16 protein-coding genes are annotated in these 15,438 nt (G+C 64.0%); 14 read left to right on the top strand and 2 right to left on the bottom strand.

Annotated features, from left to right (window positions below; all coding sequences use genetic code 11):
• The 3 genes from ctaD to FFS12_RS06540 are packed head-to-tail and all read left to right on the top strand — an operon-like array spanning position 1 to position 3,068.
• Positions 1–1,617: a cytochrome c oxidase subunit I gene (gene ctaD, locus FFS12_RS06550; protein ID WP_137886239.1), complete on the top strand. Its 1,617-nt coding sequence runs from the start codon at positions 1–3 to the stop codon at positions 1,615–1,617.
• Positions 1,617–2,165, top strand: a complete 549-nt coding sequence (locus FFS12_RS06545; RefSeq protein ID WP_137886093.1) for a cytochrome c oxidase assembly protein — start codon at positions 1,617–1,619, stop codon at positions 2,163–2,165. The genes ctaD and FFS12_RS06545 overlap by 1 nt, the downstream gene beginning before the upstream one ends.
• Before the next feature lie 15 nt (positions 2,166–2,180).
• Entirely contained in the window at positions 2,181–3,068 is an 888-nt protein-coding gene (locus FFS12_RS06540; RefSeq protein ID WP_137886092.1) for a cytochrome c oxidase subunit 3, read from the top strand.
• A gap of 63 nt (positions 3,069–3,131) precedes the next feature.
• Here the strand turns inward: FFS12_RS06540 and FFS12_RS06535 are convergent, their stop codons facing one another.
• Positions 3,132–3,335, bottom strand: a complete 204-nt coding sequence (locus FFS12_RS06535) for a twin transmembrane helix small protein (protein ID WP_137886091.1) — start codon at positions 3,333–3,335, stop codon at positions 3,132–3,134.
• Positions 3,336–3,411: 76 nt separating this feature from the next.
• Here FFS12_RS06535 and FFS12_RS06530 point away from each other — a divergent pair, with 76 nt between their 5' ends.
• From FFS12_RS06530 to FFS12_RS19875, 6 genes are all read left to right on the top strand, one after another.
• Positions 3,412–4,140 carry an SURF1 family protein gene (locus FFS12_RS06530; RefSeq protein ID WP_137886090.1) on the top strand — a complete coding sequence of 243 codons (729 nt, stop codon included), beginning with the start codon at positions 3,412–3,414 and terminating at the stop codon, positions 4,138–4,140.
• The gene (locus FFS12_RS06525) at positions 4,137–4,718 is read left to right on the top strand and encodes a hypothetical protein (protein WP_256657289.1); all 582 of its coding nucleotides are present in this window, start codon (positions 4,137–4,139) and stop codon (positions 4,716–4,718) included. Before FFS12_RS06530 ends, FFS12_RS06525 begins: the two co-directional genes overlap by 4 nt.
• A 9-nt stretch (positions 4,719–4,727) precedes the next feature.
• A complete protein-coding gene (locus FFS12_RS06520) occupies positions 4,728–5,759 on the top strand; it encodes a COX15/CtaA family protein (RefSeq protein ID WP_137886089.1) in 1,032 nt (343 codons plus the stop codon).
• A gap of 83 nt (positions 5,760–5,842) precedes the next feature.
• A complete protein-coding gene (gene cyoE, locus FFS12_RS06515; protein WP_137886088.1) occupies positions 5,843–6,742 on the top strand; it encodes a heme o synthase in 900 nt (299 codons plus the stop codon).
• 28 nt (positions 6,743–6,770) lie between these two features.
• A complete protein-coding gene (locus FFS12_RS06510) occupies positions 6,771–7,406 on the top strand; it encodes an SCO family protein (RefSeq protein WP_137886087.1) in 636 nt (211 codons plus the stop codon).
• 325 nt (positions 7,407–7,731) lie between these two features.
• Positions 7,732–7,908 (top strand): hypothetical protein, encoded by a 177-nt coding sequence (locus tag FFS12_RS19875; RefSeq protein ID WP_171011831.1) that lies wholly within the window; start codon positions 7,732–7,734, stop codon positions 7,906–7,908.
• A gap of 197 nt (positions 7,909–8,105) precedes the next feature.
• Here FFS12_RS19875 and FFS12_RS06505 read toward each other — a convergent pair whose 3' ends face one another.
• Positions 8,106–9,485 (bottom strand): PLP-dependent aminotransferase family protein, encoded by a 1,380-nt coding sequence (locus FFS12_RS06505; RefSeq protein WP_137886086.1) that lies wholly within the window; start codon positions 9,483–9,485, stop codon positions 8,106–8,108.
• 126 nt (positions 9,486–9,611) lie between these two features.
• Here FFS12_RS06505 and FFS12_RS06500 point away from each other — a divergent pair, with 126 nt between their 5' ends.
• From FFS12_RS06500 to FFS12_RS06480, 5 genes are all read left to right on the top strand, one after another.
• The gene (locus FFS12_RS06500; RefSeq protein WP_171011830.1) at positions 9,612–10,382 is read left to right on the top strand and encodes a transporter substrate-binding domain-containing protein; all 771 of its coding nucleotides are present in this window, start codon (positions 9,612–9,614) and stop codon (positions 10,380–10,382) included.
• Between the two features lie 61 nt (positions 10,383–10,443).
• Positions 10,444–11,559 carry a succinylglutamate desuccinylase/aspartoacylase family protein gene (locus tag FFS12_RS06495; RefSeq protein WP_137886084.1) on the top strand — a complete coding sequence of 372 codons (1,116 nt, stop codon included), beginning with the start codon at positions 10,444–10,446 and terminating at the stop codon, positions 11,557–11,559.
• Positions 11,560–11,603: 44 nt separating this feature from the next.
• Positions 11,604–13,865, top strand: a complete 2,262-nt coding sequence (locus tag FFS12_RS06490) for an arginine/lysine/ornithine decarboxylase (protein ID WP_218568964.1) — start codon at positions 11,604–11,606, stop codon at positions 13,863–13,865.
• Between the two features lie 152 nt (positions 13,866–14,017).
• Complete coding sequence (locus tag FFS12_RS06485) at positions 14,018–14,704, top strand: ABC transporter permease (protein ID WP_137886083.1); 687 nt, start codon at positions 14,018–14,020, stop codon at positions 14,702–14,704.
• Positions 14,705–14,706: 2 nt separating this feature from the next.
• Entirely contained in the window at positions 14,707–15,417 is a 711-nt protein-coding gene (locus FFS12_RS06480) for an ABC transporter permease (protein WP_137886082.1), read from the top strand.
• The last annotated feature ends 21 nt before the right edge of the window (positions 15,418–15,438 follow it).

The raw sequence follows: 15,438 nt of genomic DNA, 5'->3' as shown, positions 1-15,438 counted from the left end.
ATGAATGCCGTGAACGAGCATCCCGAGCATAGCCACCTGAGCAGCGAGCAGGACCACCATCACCACGGGCCGGCTAAGGGGCTGATGCGCTGGGTATTGACCACCAACCACAAGGACATCGGCACGATGTACCTGTGGTTCAGCTTTGCGATGTTCCTGCTCGGCGGTTCGATGGCCATGGTCATCCGCGCCGAGCTGTTCCAGCCCGGCTTGCAGATAGTCCAGCCGGAGTTCTTCAACCAGATGACCACCATGCATGGCCTGATCATGGTCTTCGGCGCGGTGATGCCGGCCTTCGTCGGCCTGGCCAACTGGATGATCCCGCTGATGGTTGGCGCCCCGGATATGGCCCTGCCACGGATGAACAACTTCAGCTTCTGGCTGCTACCGGCGGCGTTCACGCTGCTGGTCAGCACCCTGTTCACTGCCGCTGGCGGGCCGAACTTCGGCTGGACTTTCTACGCGCCGCTGTCCACCACCTACGCCCCGGAAAGCGTCACCTACTTCATCTTCGCCATCCACCTGATGGGCATCAGCTCGATCATGGGCGCGATCAACATCATCGCCACCATCCTCAACCTGCGTGCCCCCGGCATGACCCTGATGAAGATGCCGCTGTTCGTCTGGACCTGGCTGATCACCGCCTTCCTGCTGATCGCGGTGATGCCGGTACTGGCGGGTTGCGTGACCATGATGCTGATGGACATCCATTTCGGCACCAGCTTCTTCAGTGCCGGCGGCGGCGGGGATCCGGTGCTGTTCCAGCATGTGTTCTGGTTCTTCGGCCACCCCGAGGTGTACATCATGATCCTGCCCGCCTTCGGTGCGGTCAGCGCGATCATTCCGGCCTTCTCGCGTAAGCCGCTGTTCGGCTACACCTCGATGGTCTATGCCACGGCGAGTATCGCCTTCCTGTCGTTCATCGTCTGGGCGCACCACATGTTCGTGGTCGGCATTCCGCTGGTGGGCGAGCTGTTCTTCATGTATGCCACCCTGCTGATCGCCGTACCTACTGGGGTCAAGGTGTTCAACTGGGTGAGCACCATGTGGCAAGGCTCGCTGACCTTCGAGACGCCGATGCTGTTCGCCGTGGCCTTCGTCATCCTGTTCACCATCGGCGGTTTCTCCGGGCTGATGCTGGCCATCGCTCCGGCGGATTTCCAGTACCACGACACTTACTTCGTGGTGGCGCACTTCCACTATGTATTGGTGCCGGGGGCGATCTTCGGGATCTTCGCTTCGGCCTATTACTGGCTGCCGAAGTGGACCGGCCACATGTACGACGAGACCCTCGGCAAGCTGCACTTCTGGTTGTCGTTCGTCGGCATGAACATGGCCTTCTTCCCGATGCACTTCGTCGGCTTGGCGGGCATGCCGCGACGGATTCCGGACTACAACCTGCAGTTCGCCGACTTCAACATGATCTCCTCGATCGGCGCCTTCAGCTTCGGCGCCACGCAGTTCCTCTTCCTGTTCATCGTCATCAAGTGCATCCGTGGCGGCAAAGCCGCGCCGGCCAAACCCTGGGATGGGGCAGAAGGCTTGGAGTGGACGGTGCCCTCGCCGGCGCCTTACCACACCTTCACGACGCCACCGGAAGTTGAAGTGAGCCATTGATGAGCGAAGCCCTGAGCACAGGTCGCCTGGTTACCCGCCTGCTCATGCTGGTGGTGGTGATGTTTGCCTTTGGTTTCGCTCTGGTGCCGATCTACGACCAGATGTGCAAGGCGTTCGGCATCAATGGCAAAACGGCCGGGGCCTATGCGGGCACGCAGACCGTGGACGAGCAGCGCCAAGTGCGTGTGCAGTTTCTCGCCACCAATGCCGCCGACATGGTGTGGGCGTTCCGTCCCGCGGCCGACGCTTTAGTCGTGCATCCCGGGGCGGTCAACGAGATGAAGTTTATCGCGCAGAACCCGACCGACAAGCCGATGACGGCCCAGGCCATTCCCAGCGTGGTGCCGTCGGAGGCGGCGGCGTATTTCCACAAAACCGCATGCTTCTGTTTCACCCAGCAGGTGCTGCAACCGGGTGAGCGTATCGAGATGCTGGTGCGTTTCATCGTCGACCGTGACCTGCCCAAGGATGTGTATCACCTGACCCTCGGTTACACGCTGTTCGATATCACTGCACGTCATCCGCCGGTTGCCAGCAACGGCGGATAACCAAGGAGAACAATAATGGCAACCCACGAGCAGTATTACGTTCCGACCCAGAGCAAGTGGCCGATCATCGCCACAATCGGCCTGCTGACCACGGTGTACGGTCTTGGCACCTGGTTCAACGACCTGAAAGCTGCGCGCGCCGACTCCAACGGCCCGCTGATCTTCTTCGTCGGCGGCCTGTTCCTCGCCTACATGCTGTTCGGCTGGTTCGGCACCGTGATCAAGGAAAGCCGCTCCGGCCTGTACAGCGCGCAGATGGACCGCAGCTTCCGCTGGGGCATGAGCTGGTTCATCTTCTCCGAGGTGATGTTCTTCGCCGCCTTCTTCGGCGCGCTGTTCTACGTGCGGGTGCTGGCCGGGCCCTGGCTCGGCGGCGACGGGGCCAAGGGCGTGGCGCATATGCTCTGGCCGAGCTTCGAGTTCGCCTGGCCGCTGCTGAACAACCCGGATTCCAAACTGTTCCCGCCGCCCAGGGAAGTGGTCTCGCCCTGGGATCTGCCGCTGCTCAACACCATCCTGCTGGTCAGCTCCAGCGTCACCGTGACCATAGCCCACCATGCGCTGCGCAAGGGTCATCGCAAACCGCTGAAGCTGTGGCTGGCGCTGACCATCCTGCTGGGGCTGACCTTCCTGGCATTCCAGGCCACAGAATATGTCGAGGCTTACCACGAGCTGGGCCTGACCCTGGGCTCGGGCATCTACGGCGCCACCTTCTTCATGCTCACCGGCTTCCACGGTGCCCACGTGACGCTGGGGACGATTATTCTGACGGTGATGCTGGTGCGCATCCTGCGCGGGCACTTCGATCCGGAGCACCATTTCGGCTTCGAGGCAGCCGCCTGGTACTGGCACTTCGTCGATGTGGTGTGGATTGGCTTGTTTACCTTCGTCTATGTGCTTTAACGGGAGCGCTGAGCGGTGAGCCACAGGCTGCAAGCAAAGGCGCTCGCAGCTTGTCGCTTATAGCTACCAGGGCGCGTGGCTTACCAACTGCCCGCTATAGAAACCCCAGGCGATCAACGCCAGGGTCAGGGCGGCCAGGGTGACCCGCACGGTCAGGGCATTGACCAGCCGTGAGCTGTGGCCTTGATCCTTGACCAGAAAGAACAGACCGCTGAACAGACTGACTAGGGTTGCCAATAGCATGAAGATGATCGCCGCTTTGAGCATGGCGTGACTCTCGGATGTGGGGAAGGGGAATGCAGTTCAGTATAGCCAGTCACAGGGGTGGATTCGGGAGGGCCGCATGAGCCGCTTTCGTCCCGGTCTGGCGCCAACTCTGGTGGTGTTGGCGCTGCTGCCGCTGCTGATTGCCCTAGGCTTCTGGCAGTTGTCCCGCGCGGCGGAAAAGCGCGCCCTGCTGGCCAGTTATGACGCCCGTCGCAGCGCCAACCCTATCGATATCGTCGAGTTGGAGCACAGCGCTGATCCGGCTTATCGGCGCGTGCATTTGTACGGCCATTTCGATGAGCAGCACAGCCTGTTACTGGACAACCGCACCCGTGCCGGACAGGTCGGCATCGAATTGCTGCAACCCTTCTACGATCAGGCCAGCGGTCTCTGGTTGTTGCTCAACCGTGGCTGGCTACGCTGGCCAGATCGGCGCACGCCACCGGTCTTCAACACTCCCGATACGGCCCTGAGCTTGGTTGCCTGGGTCTATGTGCCGCCGGGCGCGACCTTCCAACTGCAAGCCGACCCACCGAGCCGCAAGTGGCCGCGGCTGATCACCGCAGTTGAGCCGCGCGCGGTCTGGGAGCAGTTGGGGCGCGCCGGGCTACCCTATGAGCTGCGTCTGGAGCAGGGGCCTGCGGCCTACCAGGCCGACTGGGCCGTAGTTGCCATGGGGCCGGAAAAACACCAGGGTTATGCCGTGCAATGGTTTGCCCTCGCGGTAGCCCTGATCGGCCTGTTTATTTATCTCGGATTGCACTCTGTATCGGGTAGTGCACAACACGCAGGAGAATCGTCATGAATCCAGCCATAAGCATGCCTGATGCTCCGCCTAGCCGTCGTCGGGGGCGCTGGCAGCTGTTGCTCCTGCTGGCGCTGACTATCGGCCCGATGGTGCTGGCGACAGCCATGTACCAATGGCGGTTCTGGGTGCCGGATGGGCGTAATTATCACGGTGAGCTGATCGGCAATGGTCAAAGCTGGGCTGACTTGGGGGTGCAGTCTGGCGAAGACACCCGCTGGCAGATCTTGGTGACCGCCCCGCAAGACTGCGCCGAAGACTGTCGTCAGCTGGTCTACCTGGCGCGGCAAATTCAGATCGGCCTCGGCCGCGAAGCCTCGCGCGCCAGCCATGCCCTGGCCACTGCGCAGCCGCTGACGGATGACTACAGCGCCGAGCTGGCGCGCGACTATCCCAGGCTCGAGCGCTTCTCGCTGGATGCACAGACCTATGGCCAGGCCACCGGAGGCGGCAGCGCTGCGCAGCTGTGGATCGTCGATCCCCACGGCAACCTGGTGCTGCGCTATGACGCCAAGGTCAAAGGCAAAGCAGTGCTGAATGACCTCCTTCATCTGCTGAAACTGTCGAATATCGGCTAAGGAAGCGTTATGGCCAAACCCGGATTTCGCCTCGCCCTGCTGGCTACCGTGCTGGCCGTGGTGGTGGTGCTGCTCGGCGCCTACACCCGGCTGACCCATGCCGGCCTCGGCTGCCCGGACTGGCCCGGCTGCTACGGCTTTATCGGCGTGCCGCAGACCGAGGTGCAGCTGGCTCATGCCGAGCTGCATTACCCGCAGGCGCCGGTGGAGGCGCAAAAAGGTTGGAACGAGATGGTGCACCGCTACTTCGCCGCTAGCCTCGGCGTGCTGATTCTCGGCTTGGCCATCCTCGCGCTGCGCCGGCATGGTCAGCCGGGCCAGCCGTTGAAGCTGCCCCTGCTACTGCTCGCCGTGGTGATCGCCCAGGCGGCCTTTGGCATGTGGACTGTGACCTTGAAGCTCTGGCCCCAGGTGGTCACCGCCCACCTGCTCGGGGGCTTTACCACCCTGGCCTTGCTGTTTCTCCTGACTCTGCGCCTATCCGGCACTTTCGCGCCGTTGCCAGTGCTGCCTGCCCGACTGCGCTGTTTGGCGGCGTTGGGGCTGCTGCTGGTGATCGGGCAGATTGTCCTGGGTGGCTGGGTGAGCTCCAACTACGCGGCGGTGGCCTGCATCGACCTGCCCACCTGCCATGGTCAATGGTGGCCGGCGATGGACTTTGCCAACGGCTTCCACCTGACCCAGCAGATGGGCCCCAATTACCTCGGTGGCCAGTTGGATAGCGATGCGCGCACCGCCATTCATCTGACTCACCGTCTCGGTGCCCTGGCGGTGATGTTGGTGCTGCTGGCACTGGCCTGGCAACTGCGCAATGCAGGGTTTTCGCGTCTGGCCGGGTTGCTGCTGTTGGCCCTGGCCGTGCAGATCAGCCTGGGTGTGAGCAACGTGTTACTGCACCTGCCGCTGGTCGTCGCCGTCGCCCATAACGGCGGTGGCGCGGCGTTGCTGCTGGTGCTGGTGCTGGTCAATTACCGGCTGCGCGCCAACCTAGGTCAGCTGCAGCAGAGGTCCGCAGGCTGGGTCAGCCGCACCACGGCGTAACCCTCAATAGATAGGTCGAGTGAAACGCTGGGTTAGGTCCTTCGGCCTGACCCACCCTACGCATAACAAGAAGGAGAGACGCCATGGCCACTCTACTCAGCGAACAGCACAGCCAAGCCCTCTGGCGCGACTATTTGGAGCTGACCAAGCCCAAAGTCGTGGTGCTGATGCTGATCACCTCCCTGGTCGGCATGTTCCTCGCGACTCGCGCCGGGGTGCCCTGGACCGTGCTGCTGTTCGGCAACCTGGGCATCGCGCTGTGCGCGGGCGGCGCGGCGGCGGTCAACCATGTGGTGGATCGGCGCATCGACGCGCTGATGGCGCGCACCCATAAGCGTCCGCTCGCCGAAGGCCGGGTGTCTCCCGCCGCGGCATTGGCTTTCGCGCTGTTCCTGTCGGTCGCCGGGCTGGTCATTCTGCTGGCCTTCACCAATGAGCTGACGGCCTGGCTGACCCTGGCCTCGCTGCTGGGCTACGCGGTGCTCTACACTGGTTTTCTCAAGCGTGCCACGCCGCAGAACATCGTGATCGGTGGGTTGGCTGGCGCTGCACCACCGCTGCTCGGCTGGGTGGCGGTGACCGGGCATCTGAGTGCGGAGCCGCTGCTCCTGGTGCTGATCATCTTCGCCTGGACGCCGCCGCACTTCTGGGCCCTGGCCATTCACCGCAAAGCGGAATACGCCAAGGCCAACATCCCGATGTTGCCGGTGACCCACGGCGAGCATTACACCAAGGTGCATATCGTCCTTTACACCCTGGTGTTGCTGGCGGTCAGCCTGCTGCCCTATGTCATCCACATGAGTGGGATGCTCTACCTGGTTTGCGCCGTGGGTTTAGGCGCCCGCTTTCTGCACTGGGCCTGGGTGCTGTACCGTGACAGCCAGCCACATGCGGCGATTAACTGCTTCAAGTACAGTATCTACTACCTGTTTCTGTTGTTTATCGCCCTGCTGGTCGACCACTACCTGCTGCTGAATCTCTGAGCGGCTGAACTTCTGAATTGTTGAGCCTATGACCCGTACCCAAATCACCGTTTTCGTTCTCGTGGCCTTCGTTGCGCTAGTGCTGGGCCTGACCGTGCATAAGGTGCTCAATGGCAGGAGCCAAGGGGATACGGCGGCGCTGATCGATGCCGGCATCATCCTGCTGCCACAAAGCCGCAGCCTGCCGGCGCTGAGCCTGATCGACCAGGACGGCCGGCCGGTCGCCGTCGATCAGCTCAAGGATAAATGGAGCCTGCTGTTCTTCGGCTACACCTTCTGCCCGGACATCTGCCCGACCACCCTCGCCCAGCTGCGCGAGCTGCAAGCCCTGCTGCCCGAGGCCGCACGCCAGCAGCTGCAGGTGATCCTGGTCAGCATCGATCCGCAGCGCGACACCCCGCAGCAGCTCAAGCAGTACCTCGGTTACTTCGACCCGACTTTCCAGGGCCTGACCGGCGAGTTGCTGAGTATCCAGAAGCTGGCTAACGCGGTGAGCATCCCGTTCATCCCGGGCGATACCACGAAGGAAAACTACACCGTCGACCACAGCGGCAACCTGGTCATCATCGGCCCGGATGGCCGTCAGCGCGGCTTTATCCGCGCTCCGCTGAACAACCAAAAACTCAAGGAACAACTGCCGGGCTTGCTGACCGGCGAAGGTTGAGCCTCACGGCACAGCACGGCTCGGCCCTGGCGCAGCCTTCCCCCCGGCCAGGGCGACGGCCCTGAGCCGCACCTCAAGCACCACGGTCCGCGCGCCTCAGCGGCCCTGACGGAGCGCTCGACAAGGCGCGCAAGCGTTGGCGTTTACTGGTGGCTTGAATGCGACAGTACAGGGATTTGACCCAGTACTGTCGCCACCCTGCTGTACATGGCCAGCCCCAGGTTATGTGGATAGATTCCTCGCACAACAATAAAAGTGAGGACAGGCTATGCGCACCACCCAATGAGCAGGACTGCTACTGATACCGGCAACATTCGCCCTGTGCATGCCCGCACAGGCTGTCGAGCAAGCCAGCGACCCCGCGGCATTAACCGCCGCCCAGATTCCCAGCGCACAACTACACCAACTGGTGGACGACTTCTTTCAGCGGGATCTGGCGCTCAACCCCCGGAATGCGCCCGCCCGTGGAGTGAATGCCTACAACGGCCAGTTTGGCGACTAGCTGTCGGATCACTACCTGAGCAGCCAGAAGGCGCTGGAGGCCAACTACCTGGCCCGGGCCCAGGCCGAACTGGGCGACAAGTTCGATCTGCGCCTGTTGCACGACAACCTGATCAACAACGGCACCCTGCCCCTGGCCGTGTTGAGTCAGAAGACCCAGGACTGGATCGAGTCGCAGCGCTAAGCCGCGGCCGGCCCTCAGCCCGCCGTGGCCTCGGCGAGGAAGCGCCAGACGGCCGGATCCTCGCCGAAGGCCACGTTGAAGCGCAGCCAGGGCGTGGCCTCCAGACCGGGGCGGAAGATGCAGCCGGGCGACAGCAGGATGTTCTGCTTGAGCCCGGCGCGGGTCAGCGCCACCGGGTCGAAGTCGGCCTGACCGTTGTTGATCCACAAATAGGGCGTCGGCGCGGCGGGCGCCCAGCAGTGCCAGCCCAGTCGTTGCAGTTGCTGGCGAGCGGCCAGTTGGGCCTGCAACAGGCGCTCGCGCAGCCTCTGGCAGCGTTTGCGCTGGGTGCCGTCGTTGAGCATCTGTAGCGCCAACTGCTCGCACAGTTGCGAGCTGTACAGCCCGGTGGTCATCTTGTAGTGCTGCAGGGCTTCGGCCACCGCCGGCTCGGCGGCGACGAAGCCGACCCGCAGCGAGGCCGCCAGGCTCTTGGAAAAGCTGCCGATGTGAATCACCCGCTGCAGGTTGTCCAGCGCCGCCAAGGGCGGCTGGTTGTCCGGCGCCAATTGGCCGGACACGTCATCTTCGACTATCCAGCAGTCATGGGCGTCGGCCAGTTGCAGCACACGGTGGGCCACCGCCGGGCTGTAGCTGGCACCGGTGGGGTTCTGCAGCCAGGGGTTGGTGAAGAACGCCTTGGGCTGGTGGGTCTGCAGCAGTTCGCCGAGTTTCTCCACGTCCGGGCCCTGGGGGGTCCAGGGCACGCCGACTATCTTGATCTTGTGATCGCGCAGGTTGGACAGCAGGTTGATATAGCCGGGGTCGTCCACCAGCACGCAGTCGCCGGGGTGCAGCAGGGCGCGAATCACCAGATTGAGCGCCTGGCTGGCGCCGTGGGTGAGCACTATCTGGTCGCTGTGCACGGGCACGCCGCGGTCACTGAGGTAGCGCTGCAGCCATTGGCGCAGGCCCAGGTTGCCGCGCGACTCGCCGTACTCGGCAAGCAGCCCGCTCGAGCGGCCGAGGGCGCGCAGGGCCAGATGCAGCCCGGGTTCATCCAGCCAGGCATCCGGCAGGCCGCCGCTGCCCGGCTGCAGGGCATCGGTATCCGGATGAAAGGCATCGTCCAGCAGCCAGTACACATCCGCCAATGGCGCCGAACTGCGTTGTTGCTCCTTGTTCGCCGAGGTCTGCGGCACGAAGAAGCCCTCGCCCTTGCGCGCCTCGACATAGCCCAGCGCCACCAGGCGATCGTAGGCCTGCACCACGGTGAAGGTGCTGACGTCGAACTCCTTGGCGGCGGCGCGGATCGATGGCAGGCGGGCACCCGGCGACAGTTGGCCATGCTCGATCAGGCCCGAGAAGTGCTCGACCAGTTGACCGATCCGCGATGACTTTCGAGCGACTTCCATGGGGATGTACAGCCTTTTCGACCACTACAGGTGCGGCCATTTTAGGGACTGCTGTGTATGGAAAGAAAGCGCAGAGGGCGTAGTTTGGCCCTGCGGTCACAAGTATTCTTCAGAGGAACCATGCAGATGCGCAGAATAAAAAAAGTCCTTCTCGGCGTCATGTTGTTGGGTAGCTGCGCCGCCGCGCAGGCCGAACAGGCGGTGGTGCGGATTGCCACCGAAGGGGCTTACCCGCCGTACAACTTCGTCAATCCAGATGGCAGCCTGGGCGGCTTCGATGTGGATATCGCCAATGCCCTGTGTGCCGAGATGAAGACCCAGTGCAAGTTGGTCAAGCAGGATTGGGACGGCATCATCCCCGGCCTGATGGCGAAGAAATACGACGCCATAGTCGCCTCCATGGCGATCACCCCGGAGCGCCAGCAGAAGGTGGCCTTCTCCGACAAGTACGAAGGCGGCTACTCCATGCTGTTCGGCGGCAAGAGCCTGACCGACAGCAGTCCGGCGGCTCTGCAGGGCAAGGTCATCGCCGTGCAGAAGGGCTCGATCCAGGAAAACTTCGCCAAGGACTACTACGAAAAAGCCGGCATCAGCCTGCGCCGCTACCCGGACACCCAGACCGCGCTGATGGACCTCAACGCCGGCCGCGTGGATGCCGTGGTGCTGGAAGTCGGCATCATCTACGACGCCCAGAAAGACCCTAATCTGGCCGCCTATCAGGGTTTCGGCGAGAGGTTCCAGGACCCCAAATACTTCGGCACCGGCTCCGGTATCGCCGTGCGCAAGCAAGACCAGGTCCTGCTCGGGCAGATCAACCAGGCGCTCAAGACCATCCTCGCCAACGGCACCTACCAGCAGATCAACGACAAGTACTTCCCGTACAACCAGTACGAGTAATGCCTTGGTTCCTGGTGCCGGCCCTGCCGCACCAGGCTGATCCGCCAGTCTGGAATTTCCCATGTATCAGCAACGACATGCCCTCGTCGCGCAATCCCTCGGTGCGCCGCGCGAAGTCATCAGCCTGCATTTCGGCCCCCAGGGCCAGGGCAAGAAGGTTTATCTGCAGGCCGGCCTGCATGCCGATGAGCACCCCGGCATGCTGGTCCTGCATCACCTCAAGAGCCGCCTGCTGGAGCTGGAGGCCGCCGGCCGCCTGACCGGCGAGGTGGTACTGGTGCCGATCGCCAATCCGATCGGCCTGGGCAACTACCTGTTCGGTCGCCAGCTGGGTCGCTTCGAGCTGTCCAGCCGGGAGAACTTCAACCGCCATTACCTCGACCTGGCCGAACTGGTGCGCGAGCGGGTCGCCAGCCAGCTGGGCAGCGATGCCGCCACCAACGTGGCGCTGATCCGCCGTTGCATCGGCGAGCGCTTGCAGGCCATCGAGGCGCGCACCGAGCTTGAGTCGCTGCGCCTGACCCTGATGGGCCTGGCCTGCGCTGCCGATTACGTGCTCGATGTGCACTGCGACAGCGATGCCATGGTGCACCTCTACGTGCACAGCGAGCAGCAGGCGCAAGGCCGGGTACTGGCCGGCTACACCGGCGCCCATGCCACCCTGCATGCCCTTGAGCAGGGCGGCAACTCCTTCGACGAGGCCTTCACCGCGGTCTGGTATGCCCTGCAGCAGGCCTTCCCGCAGCACCCCATTCCGCTGGCGAGCTTTGCCGCCACAGTCGAGCTGCGCGGCATCAACGATGTCAGCCACGAACTGGCGCTGGCCGATGCCGATGCGCTGCTGGCCTACCTCGGCCACCTCGGCATAGTCGCCGGCGAGGCGCCGCCGGTGCCGGCGCCGTTGTGCGAGCCGACGCCCTTGTCCGGGGTGGAGGTGCTCAATGCCCCGCACGCCGGGGTGGTGGCCTACCGCACGGCGATCGGCAGCTGGGTCGAACCAGGCACCGCCCTGGCCGACGTGATCGACCCCCTCAGCGGCCGGGTCAGCACCCTGCACAGCAGCATCGCCGGGATGTTCTACGCCCGGGTGATCGAGCGCTTCACCGAAGCCAACACCGAGCTGACCTTCGTCGCCGGCCGCGAGCCGCTGCGCGAGGGTTGCCTGCTGGGCGCGTAACGATTTCGTCCGGCCCGGCCGGACAGGCGACAGGAATAACAAGAATGACCATGAAGTTTCGTTTCCCGCTGGTGCTGATCGGCCAGCACATGCGCGCGGACACCGCCACCGGCGAGAGTGTGCGTGCCCTCGCCGCCGCCATCGAACACGCCGGCATCGAGGTGCAATGGCTGGATCACTACGACGATCTGTCGGCGCTGGCCCAACAGCAGAACCGCGCCAGCGGCTTCGTCGTCGCCCTCGACGATGCCGACCTCGGTAACGATAAGGTCGATGGGGTGGTTGCCGGCCTGGGCGACTTCGTCGCCACCGTGCGCCAGCGCAACAACGACATTCCGATCTTCCTCTACGGCCAGACCCGTACCTCGCAACACCTGCCCAAGGAGATCCTCAAGGAGCTGCATGGCTTCATCCACATGCACGAGGACACCCCCGAGTTCGTCGCCCGCTACATCCTCCGCGAGGCGCGCGCCTATGTGGAGGCGCTGACCCCGCCGTTCTTCCGCGCCCTGCTCAACTATGCCCAGGACGGCTCCTACTCCTGGCACTGCCCCGGCCACTCGGGCGGCGTGGCCTTCCTCAAGAGTCCAGTGGGCCAGGTGTTCCACCAGTTCTTCGGCGAGAACATGCTGCGCGCCGATGTGTGCAACTCGGTGGACGAGCTCGGTCAGCTGCTCGACCACACCGGCCCGGTGGCGGCCAGCGAGCGCAACGCGGCGCGCATCTTCGGCTGCGACCACCTGTTCTTCGTCACCAACGGCACCTCGACCTCGAACAAGATGGTCTGGCACTCGGCGGTGGCGCCCGGCGACATCGTGGTGGTGGACCGCAACTGCCACAAGTCGATCCTCCATTCGATCATCATGTGCGGCGCGATTCCGGTGTTCCTGATGCCGACGCGCAACCACTTCGGCATCATCGGGCCGATACCGCTCTCCGAGTTCGAGCCGGCCAGCATCGCCCGCAAGATCGCCGCCAACCCCTTCGCCCGCGAGGCCCTGGCCGCCAACCCGGGGCGCAAGCCGCGCATCCTGACCATCACCCAGAGCACCTACGACGGTGTGCTCTACAACGTCGAGCAGATCAAGGCGACCCTGGCCGACAGCATCGACTGCCTGCACTTCGACGAGGCCTGGTTGCCCCACGCGACCTTCCACCCCTTCTACCGCGACATGCATGCCATAGGCGAGGGCCGGCCGCGCAGCGACACCTGCCTGGTGTTCGCCACCCAGTCGACCCACAAGATGCTCGCCGGCCTCAGCCAGGCCTCGCAGATCCTGGTGCAGGACGCCAAGCAGCGTAAGCTCGACCGCGCGCGTTTCAACGAGTCGTACCTGATGCACATCTCCACCAGCCCGCAGTACGCCATCATCGCCAGCTGCGACGTGGCGGCGGCGATGATGGAGGCGCCGGGCGGCACCGCCCTGGTCGAGGAGTCGCTGCGCGAGGCCCTGGACTTCCGCCGTGCCATGCGCAAGGTGGCCAAGGAATACCAGGGCTCCTGGTGGTTCGGCGTGTGGGGGCCGGAACGGCTCTGCGACGAGGGCCTCGGCCGCCGCGAGGACTGGCTGCTGGGGGCCAACGAGCGCTGGCATGGCTTCGGCAACCTGGCCGAGGGCTTCAACCTGCTCGACCCGATCAAGGCCACCCTGATCACCCCCGGGCTGGACGTCAGCGGCGAGTTCGCCGAGGAAGGCATCCCGGCGGCCATAGTCACCAAGTACCTGGCCGAGCACGGCATCATCGTCGAGAAGACCGGGCTCTACTCGTTCTTCATCATGTTCACCATCGGCATCACCAAGGGCCGCTGGAACACCCTGGTGACCGAGCTGGAGCAGTTCAAGGACGCCTTCGATGCCAACAGCCCGCTGTGGCGGGTGATGCCGGCCTTCGTCGACAAGCACCCGCACTACCGGCAGCTCGGCCTCAAGGACCTCTGCCAGCAGATCCACGGCGTCTACCGCGAGCACGACATCGCCCGCCTGACCACCGAGATGTACCTGTCGGACCTGCTGCCGGCGCTCAAGCCCACCGATGCCCATGCTCGCATGGCCCGCGGCGAGGTCGAGCGGGTGGCGCTGGACCAGCTGGAAGGGCGCATCACCGCGATCCTGCTGACCCCTTACCCGCCGGGCATCCCGCTGCTGATTCCGGGCGAGCGCTTCAATCGGGTGATAGTCGACTACCTGCGTTTTGCCCGGGTGTTCAACACGCGCTTCCCGGGTTTCGAGACGGATGTCCACGGCCTGGTCAAGGGCGAGGTGGATGGGCAGCCGGGCTACTACGTCGACTGCGTCAGGGACTAAAGGGCTCGCGCAGAGCGCACAAGGATGTGCCCGGCCGGCTGGCCACGGAAACTTTCGTCAAGCGTGTCGGCACAGGCTCCCGAGGGGTTGTTCGGGGCGGCTGGCGGGGACTTTTTTGCTGGGTGGCGCGCCGAGTGCGCGCAGGAGGAAACATGCTTAACGGTTACTTGCCGGCGATTCTCGCCGGTGTCGTCACCACCCTGGAGGTGGCGCTGCTGGCGCTGTTGCTGGCCATTCTGCTGGGGCTGCTGGGGGCCGTCTTGAAGCTGTCGCCCTTCGCCTGGCTGCGCTGGCCGGCGCAGTTGTACACCACCCTGATGCGTGGCGTACCGGATCTGGTGGCCATGCTGCTGCTGTTCTACGGCCTGCAGATCTTCTTCAATGCCTTCACCGAGGCTTACGGCCTGCCGCAGTGGGATATCGATCCCTATGTCGCCGGAGTCGCCACCCTGGCGCTGATCTACGGCGCCTACTTTTCCGAGACCTTCCGCGGCGCCTTTCTGGCGGTGCCCGGCGGGCAGCTGGAGGCCGGCTTCGCCTATGGCATGAGCCGTGGTCAGGTGTTCCGCCGGGTGCTGTTCCCGCAAATGATGCGTTTCGCCCTGCCCGGCATCAGCAACAACTGGCTGGTGCTGCTCAAGAGCACCGCCATAGTCACCATGATCGGCCTGCAGGACATGACCTGGATGGCCGACCAGGCCGGCCGCGCCACCCGTCAGCCGTTTCTCTTCTACCTGTTGGTGTGCCTGCTCTATCTGGCCCTGACCGCCTGTTCGCAATGCGCCCTGGGCGCCTTGAACAAGCGCTATTCCCTGGGCGTACGGCACGCGGAGCTTTGACCATGCTCGAACTACAACCGCAAATCATCCTGAGCAATCTGCCGCTGTTTCTTCAAGGGTTGTTGCTGACCCTGAAACTCACCGGCTACTCGCTGCTGATCGGCCTGCTGCTGGCCATGCCGCTGGCACGCCTGCGGGTGGCGCGCAACCGCAACCGCTGGCTGAGCCAGACGGTCTGGGCCTTCACCTACTTCTTCCGCGGCACGCCCATGCTGCTGCAACTGCTGGTGCTCTACTACGGCCTGGCGCAGTTCGAACTGGTGCGTCACAGCCCGTTCTGGGAGTACCTGCGCGAACCCTACTGGTGTGCGCTGATCGCCTTCAGCCTGAACACCTGCGCCTACACCACCGAGATCTTCGCCGGCTCCATGCGCAACATTCCCCACGGCGAGATCGAGGCCGCCCGCGCCTATGGCATGGGGGCGCTGACCCTGCTGCGCCGGATCATCCTACCCTCGGCCCTGCGCCGCGCCATTCCGTCCTACAGCAACGAAGTCATCCTGATGCTGCAGGGCTCGTCGATCGCCAGCGCGGTGACCCTGATGGACCTCACCGGCGCCGGGCGCAGCATCTACTCGGAGTATTACGCGCCCTTCGAGGCCTTCATCTTCATCGGCCTGGTGTACCTGGTGCTGACTTTCGCCCTGGTGGGCCTGTTCAAGCTGCTGGAGCTGCGCTACCTGGCCTATCTGGCGCCGCGCCCCCAGCGCTGATGCTGGCGCGATTCGAATAAG

Origin of the sequence: Pseudomonas sp. 2FE, from assembly GCF_005503735.1 — a bacterium.
Classification (GTDB): Bacteria; Pseudomonadota; Gammaproteobacteria; order Pseudomonadales; family Pseudomonadaceae; genus Aquipseudomonas.
The sequence above is the reverse complement of the archived record's forward strand: the minus strand, read 5'-3'. Positions and strand labels throughout refer to the sequence as shown.

Coding starts and splice junctions, on each gene's coding strand:
- ctaD (WP_137886239.1), top strand. CDS start 1: ATGAATGCCGTGAACGAGCATCCCGAGCATAGCCACCTGAGCAGCGAG.
- FFS12_RS06545 (WP_137886093.1), top strand. CDS start 1,617: ATGAGCGAAGCCCTGAGCACAGGTCGCCTGGTTACCCGCCTGCTCATG.
- FFS12_RS06540 (WP_137886092.1), top strand. CDS start 2,181: ATGGCAACCCACGAGCAGTATTACGTTCCGACCCAGAGCAAGTGGCCG.
- FFS12_RS06535 (WP_137886091.1), bottom strand. CDS start 3,335: ATGCTCAAAGCGGCGATCATCTTCATGCTATTGGCAACCCTAGTCAGT.
- FFS12_RS06530 (WP_137886090.1), top strand. CDS start 3,412: ATGAGCCGCTTTCGTCCCGGTCTGGCGCCAACTCTGGTGGTGTTGGCG.
- FFS12_RS06525 (WP_256657289.1), top strand. CDS start 4,137: ATGAATCCAGCCATAAGCATGCCTGATGCTCCGCCTAGCCGTCGTCGG.
- FFS12_RS06520 (WP_137886089.1), top strand. CDS start 4,728: ATGGCCAAACCCGGATTTCGCCTCGCCCTGCTGGCTACCGTGCTGGCC.
- cyoE (WP_137886088.1), top strand. CDS start 5,843: ATGGCCACTCTACTCAGCGAACAGCACAGCCAAGCCCTCTGGCGCGAC.
- FFS12_RS06510 (WP_137886087.1), top strand. CDS start 6,771: ATGACCCGTACCCAAATCACCGTTTTCGTTCTCGTGGCCTTCGTTGCG.
- FFS12_RS19875 (WP_171011831.1), top strand. CDS start 7,732: ATGCCCGCACAGGCTGTCGAGCAAGCCAGCGACCCCGCGGCATTAACC.
- FFS12_RS06505 (WP_137886086.1), bottom strand. CDS start 9,485: ATGGAAGTCGCTCGAAAGTCATCGCGGATCGGTCAACTGGTCGAGCAC.
- FFS12_RS06500 (WP_171011830.1), top strand. CDS start 9,612: ATGCGCAGAATAAAAAAAGTCCTTCTCGGCGTCATGTTGTTGGGTAGC.
- FFS12_RS06495 (WP_137886084.1), top strand. CDS start 10,444: ATGTATCAGCAACGACATGCCCTCGTCGCGCAATCCCTCGGTGCGCCG.
- FFS12_RS06490 (WP_218568964.1), top strand. CDS start 11,604: ATGACCATGAAGTTTCGTTTCCCGCTGGTGCTGATCGGCCAGCACATG.
- FFS12_RS06485 (WP_137886083.1), top strand. CDS start 14,018: ATGCTTAACGGTTACTTGCCGGCGATTCTCGCCGGTGTCGTCACCACC.
- FFS12_RS06480 (WP_137886082.1), top strand. CDS start 14,707: ATGCTCGAACTACAACCGCAAATCATCCTGAGCAATCTGCCGCTGTTT.